Origin of the sequence: Empedobacter sp. UBA5528, from assembly GCF_002426075.1 — a bacterium.
Lineage (GTDB): Bacteria > Bacteroidota > Bacteroidia > Flavobacteriales > Weeksellaceae > Empedobacter > Empedobacter falsenii_B.
In genome coordinates, this window is record NZ_DINY01000008.1 from 1 (window position 1) to 3,744 (window position 3,744).

Annotated in this window: 4 protein-coding genes; 3 read left to right on the top strand and 1 reads right to left on the bottom strand. The window is 31.5% G+C overall.

Features of this window, described 5'->3' with window-relative positions:
* The first annotated feature begins 139 nt into the window (after positions 1-139).
* The 3 genes from B4L98_RS02635 to B4L98_RS02645 all read left to right on the top strand — a co-directional run bounded on the left by B4L98_RS02635 (position 140) and on the right by B4L98_RS02645 (position 2,905).
* Positions 140-736, top strand: coding sequence for an RNA polymerase sigma factor (locus B4L98_RS02635; RefSeq protein ID WP_115001114.1), 597 nt, complete (start codon positions 140-142; stop codon positions 734-736).
* A 322-nt stretch (positions 737-1,058) separates the two neighbouring features.
* On the top strand, positions 1,059-2,024 hold the full coding sequence (locus B4L98_RS02640; RefSeq protein WP_280049291.1) for an NAD(P)H-dependent flavin oxidoreductase: 966 nt from the start codon (positions 1,059-1,061) through the stop codon (positions 2,022-2,024).
* An 8-nt stretch (positions 2,025-2,032) separates the two neighbouring features.
* Positions 2,033-2,905, top strand: a complete 873-nt coding sequence (locus tag B4L98_RS02645; RefSeq protein WP_286496182.1) for an acyl-CoA thioesterase — start codon at positions 2,033-2,035, stop codon at positions 2,903-2,905.
* 191 nt (positions 2,906-3,096) lie between these two features.
* Here the strand turns inward: B4L98_RS02645 and B4L98_RS02650 are convergent, their stop codons facing one another.
* Positions 3,097-3,702, bottom strand: coding sequence for a DUF4126 domain-containing protein (locus tag B4L98_RS02650; RefSeq protein ID WP_221855583.1), 606 nt, complete (start codon positions 3,700-3,702; stop codon positions 3,097-3,099).
* Between the last annotated feature and the right edge of the window lie 42 nt (positions 3,703-3,744).

Sequence of the window (3,744 nt, forward strand, 5' to 3'; positions counted from 1 at the left end):
ACACACTTTAAGAGACAGTCCTCTTTTTATGTTAATTCACTTGTTTTGATTCAAACTTTGACTATATTTGAATCACTTATAAAAAAACAAGAAGCCTATAGATAAAAAAATCTACTTACTAAACCAAATTATCTACCTTATGAATTACGAAGAAGACTCATTGCTAATCAAAGACTATGTTGATGGTAATGAATATGCTTTAGAAATTTTAATTGAGAAGTATAAAAGTAGAATCTATAGTTTCATTTTCTCAAAAGTTTTAGACAAAGATATCACTGAAGATATTTTCCAAGATACTTTCATAAAAGTTATTCTTACACTAAAAAGTGGCGGATATAATGAAGAAGGAAAATTTTTACCTTGGCTAATGCGTATTGCGCATAATTTAACTATTGATTATTTTCGAAATATTAAGAAAATGCCTGCTGTTAGAGAAACTATAGGTAAATATGATGACGAATATAATATTTTCGATTTTATTGGAAATTCTGACGAATGTTCCGAAACCAAAATCATTAAAAAGCAAATTGAAAATGATTTAAGATACCTTGTTACTTTATTACCAAGTGATCAAAGAGAAGTCTTAGAACTGAGAATCTTCAAAGAATTAAGTTTCAAAGAAATTGCGGAAGAAACAAATGTTAGTATTAATACAGCATTAGGAAGAATGCGCTATGCAATTATCAACTTAAGAAAAGTTATCGAAAATAATAACATTATTTTAACAATCGATTAAAAAATAAACTTATCTATTTAACGTTTTTAAAGTAAATAAGTTTTTATGATTGAATTTTACTCAGAAAAATTTGAACCAAAACAATCAACGATTGAAAAATTATTAATGTTTTCAAAATCAATTTCAGCATTGAAATTAAATAACGTGAAGGAAATAATAATCCTAAATTTAAATTAATCGAACACTGCTTTTATCAAATAAAAAATCCTGAAAATATTAAACATTTCAGGATTTTTTTATGCAAATAAATTAATCTTTTCTGAAAATCATAACTCAATTTATAACTATATTGCATCCTATACCACATCAAAAAAATTTTAGTATGACCCTACAAGAATTTAAAAATAGTTTAGATTTACCTTTAATCACTTCACCTATGTTTCTTGTTTCTCGAACTGAATTAGTTGTAGAAGCATGTAAAAATGGTGTATGTGGAACTTTCCCTTCTTTGAATGGAAGAACAGCCGAAGATTTCGAACAAATGTTAATTGATATCACTTCTCAATTAAAACAATTTGAAGATGAAACAGGTAAAAAAGCAGCTCCATTTGGAGTGAATTTAATCGTTAACAAAACAAACCCTCGTCTCGAAGGTGATTTAGCTTTATGTGCAAAATATAGAGTACCGCTTATTATTACGTCGCTTGGTGCTGTAAAACAAGTTGTAGATGCAGTTCATAGTTATGGAGGTTTGGTTTTTCATGATGTGATCAAAAAACGTCATGCGGAAAAAGCTGCTGAAGCTGGTGTAGATGGAATTATTGCTGTAGCTTCTGGTGCTGGTGGACATGCTGGTACGGCTAATCCTTTTGCTTTGATTGATGATATTCGCACTTTTTACGATGGTTGTTTAATTTTAGCAGGTGCGATGAACAACGGAAACGATATCTTAGCAGCTGAAAATATGGGTGCTGATTTTGCATACATCGGAACTCGTTTTATCGCGACAAAAGAAGCCTCTGCGAATCAAGATTATAAAACAATGTTAGTCGATTCTACTTTCGAAGATGTGATTTATACAGATGGAATTTCTGGTGTAAATGCAAATTTCTTGAAACCAAGTATTATACATTCTGGAATTGATTTAGACGAAAAGAAAGAAGAAGATTTTTCGAAATTAATTGGAGGCGATGGACATAAAGCATGGAAAGACATTTGGTCTGCTGGACACGGAGTTTCTGGAATTCATGATATTATTTCAACCGAAGAATTAGTCTATCGAATGAAAAATGAATATAAATGTGCATTAGAACAAAATGTGCAGAAATTAAATAATTTGAAATTTTAAATTTAATAATGAAAACTACTCAAGAACTCATCGAATTAATTTCTCTCAAAAAATTAGAAGAAAATTTATTCGAAGGGAAAAGTTCTTTTATGGGAAGTCCAAATGTTTTTGGAGGACAAGTTGTAAGCCAAGCTTTGCATGCTGCGTATCAAACTGTTCCTTCAGATCGATTTTGCCATTCCCTTCACTCCTACTTTATTTTACCTGGACATTTAGAAAAACCTATCTATTTTGAAGTAGCAAATCTTCGTGATGGAGGAAGTTTTAGTACACGTGTTGTCACAGCAAAGCAAGACAGTGTGCCTATTTTTGTAATGGCTTGTTCCTTTCAGTTGAAGCAAGAAGGTTACGAGCATCAAGAAAAAATGCCTGTTGTAACGCCTCCTGAAGAATTAATGAGCTGGAATGATGTAGCAGAACAATTTGGTTCAGTTTTACCAAAATCAATTATGCGATTTGTCTTAGCAGAGCGTCCGTTAGATTTTAAACCTGTTGAATTTGTGAATCCTTTTGAGAAAAAAGATTATCCTAATTTTAGTAATGTTTGGTTAACTTTTAATGATGTTCCAGAGGATTTACCTTTACCAATTATTCAGCAATTAATTGCGTATAGCTCTGATTACAATTTATTATCAACAGCAATAAAACCTCATGCTTCTAAAGCTCACTTTGGAAACACACAAATGGCCAGCTTAGATCATTCAATTTGGTTTCACCGAGAACCAAATTTGCATGATTGGATATTAGTTAATGTTGAATCTCCAAGTGCAAATGATACAAGAGGTTTTACACGAGGAAATTTATTCAATCGTTCTGGTGAACTAATTTGTAGCGTTGCGCAAGAAGGTCTAATAAGACCAATAGTGAAAGAGAAGGAATAATTTATATTTCAAAAAGTCTTGTAAAAAAATTACAAGACTTTTTCTATTTTATAAACTTAACTTCTAGTTAATCTTATTCTAAATATTTTTGAATTAATATTTACTTAAAAAGAAAAACTTGAAATACTAATATATAACAAAAAAAAAGAGCTAATAATTTAGCTCTTTTATATATTCAATTCTTCACTCTTTCACAATTCTTCCGCCAATAACTGATCACCTTTTTTTCTAACACTTTTATATGCTCTATAACACACATATAAAATAATCAGTACAAAAATAAACGCCAAAGGAGCCAATACAATTGCCGTAATACTTAATACAATAGAACTAAACGTTTCACCTGTATTAACCAAAAAATTTCCAGCTCCCGCAGTTGTGGTGGTCGAAACAGCTCTTGCAGCAGCAGTTGTACCGCTAATCGCAGCCGCAGTTCCTCCTCCTGCTATAATCGCCAAAGCCCAAGTTGCAACTTCGTTCATTTCTGGCATCGTAATTCCAACCGCTATTGTTCCTGCAATTCCAGCTAAGGGAACCGCAATCGTATCCAACAAATTATCAATAATTGGAATATAATAAGCTCCAATTTCCACTAACATCGCTACACCAAGTGTTATAAGAGCTGGTGTACTCCCAACCCACATCCAATTTTCGTCGAGATTAATAAAACTTCCTGCAAATTTGACAGCTAAACTCAATATAAATAAGGGAAGAAAAATCCGAAAACCAGCAGCGGCGGCTAATCCTATTCCGAGAAATAACGAAAAAATAGTAGACATTGAGATTAAATCGTTCATAGTTTAGTATTTTATAATAGTTACCGGTAGTGCATTTGTATT